Here is a 903-nt window from a genome sequence, read left to right as displayed (position 1 = left end):
CGCCACCGCGCAGGCCACCGCCCAGACCTCCCGGCAGGGCCTGCGCGCCGTCTCCGACACCGCCAAGGCCATGGACGCGATCCGCGAGCAGGCCGAGGCGGTGGCCGGCAACATCGTCAGCCTGTCGGAGAAGACCCAGACGATCGGCGACATCATCGAGACGGTCAACGACATCTCGGAGCGCACGCATCTCCTCGCGCTGAACGCCGCCATCGAGGCGGCGGCGGCCGGCGAGAGCGGGCGCAGCTTCGCGGTTGTCGCCTCGGAGATGAAGCTGCTGGCCGATCAGGCGAAGGCGGCCACCGGGCAGGTGCGCGGGATCCTGGGCGAGATCCAGCGGGGCATCAACACCTCGGTGATGCTCACCGAGGAGGCGGTCAAGCGGGCCGCCGCCGGCAAGACCCGCTCCGACACGACGCAGCGGACCATCGAGGAGATCACCGCGAAGATCGAGGAAGGCACTCAGGTGTTCCAGCAGGTAATCGCGTCGACGAACCAGCAGCAGCTTGGGATCGAGCAGGTGATGGGGGCGCTCCAGAACATCCGGCAGGCGAGCCAGCAGACCGCGGCCGGCACAAGGCAGGTCGAGTCCGCCTCGGCCAACCTCACGGAGCTGGCCCAAGCGCTGATGGCGCTCGCCGAACGCTACCGGCACTGAAGCTGTCAGAGGTCGATCTGATCCCCAACCTGCCCTGCTGGGATAGCTTCCTCGGCATAAGCTCGGGCCTGTGCGACGAACAGGTCGATCTGCACGATGCCCTGGTTGATCGCCGTGATGAGGTTGGCGTTGGCCTCGTCGATCTCGGCTTCGCCAGTCGGCTCCCGTCCCCGCAGGTCAGCGAGCACCACCGCCATTTGGTCCCGATGGTCGCGCAGGTCCTCCAAGATCACCTTGGCACGTGC

2 protein-coding genes are annotated in these 903 nt (G+C 67.8%); one reads left to right on the top strand and one right to left on the bottom strand.

Annotation, left to right across the window (positions count from 1 at the left end):
- A partial coding sequence (locus tag MKK84_RS25620; protein WP_243924847.1) for a methyl-accepting chemotaxis protein occupies positions 1-658 on the top strand: 658 nt, incomplete at its 5' end.
- Positions 659-663: 5 nt separating this feature from the next.
- On the opposite strand, the gene MKK84_RS25615 is transcribed toward MKK84_RS25620, so the two are convergent.
- On the bottom strand, positions 664-903 hold a 240-nt coding region (locus MKK84_RS25615; protein WP_243924846.1), incomplete at its 5' end, for a hypothetical protein.

Origin of the sequence: Methylobacterium sp. E-065 (assembly GCF_022829605.1) — a bacterium.
Taxonomy (GTDB): Bacteria; Pseudomonadota; Alphaproteobacteria; order Rhizobiales; family Beijerinckiaceae; genus Methylobacterium.
The sequence above is the reverse complement of the archived record's forward strand: the minus strand, read 5'-3'. Positions and strand labels throughout refer to the sequence as shown.